We start from the raw sequence: 686 nt of genomic DNA, 5'->3' as shown, positions 1-686 counted from the left end.
CTCGCGACCACGACCGCCCGCGAGCGCAAGGGATCGCAGCCGTCGAGCGCCACCGAGAACGCGCCGTCCTTGCGCGTGCAGTCGAGCGACTTCACCGTAACCGGGATCATGATGTCGGCACCGAATTTTTGCGCCTGGGTGAAGGCGCGCGCGGTCAGGGCCTGGCCGGAAATGCCGGTCGGAAAGCCCAGATAGTTCTCGATGCGCGCGCTGGCGCCGGCCTGGCCGCCGAAGGCGCGGATGTCGAGCACGGCAACGGACAATCCTTCCGACGCCGCATACACGGCGGTGGCAAGGCCGGCCGGTCCGCAGCCGACGACAGCGACGTCATAGATGCGGTCGTCCTTTGCCCCGCCGATCATGCCGATGGCGCGCGCAAGCTCGGTCTCGTTGGGGTTGCGCAGCACCGCGCCGCTTGCGGCGACGACCAGCGGCCAATCCTGAGGCTTGGGCGAATAGCGCGCGATCAATTCGGCGGCGTCGCGGTCGTGCGCGGGATCGAGCAGATGATGCGGCTGGCCGTTGCGGGTGAGAAAACCCTGCAGCCGGACGACGCCGGCCGAGTGCGACGGACCGATCAGCACCGGGCCGCCGACGCCGCCCTGGATCAGATTGACCCGGCGCAGGATCAGCGCGCGCATGATGCGCTCGCCAAGGTCAGCCTCGGCGACCAGCAGCGCGCGCAG

Annotated in this window: 1 protein-coding gene; it reads right to left on the bottom strand. The window is 69.5% G+C overall.

What is annotated here, in order from left to right:
* Positions 1 to 686 (bottom strand): NAD(P)/FAD-dependent oxidoreductase (locus MOV74_RS39660; protein WP_246933056.1); only part of this gene is annotated, 686 nt, incomplete at both ends.

This window comes from Bradyrhizobium sp. SHOUNA76 (assembly GCF_023006445.1).
Lineage (GTDB): Bacteria > Pseudomonadota > Alphaproteobacteria > Rhizobiales > Xanthobacteraceae > Bradyrhizobium.
Note: the sequence above shows the minus strand (reverse complement) of the source record. Positions and strands in the feature narration are given on the sequence as shown.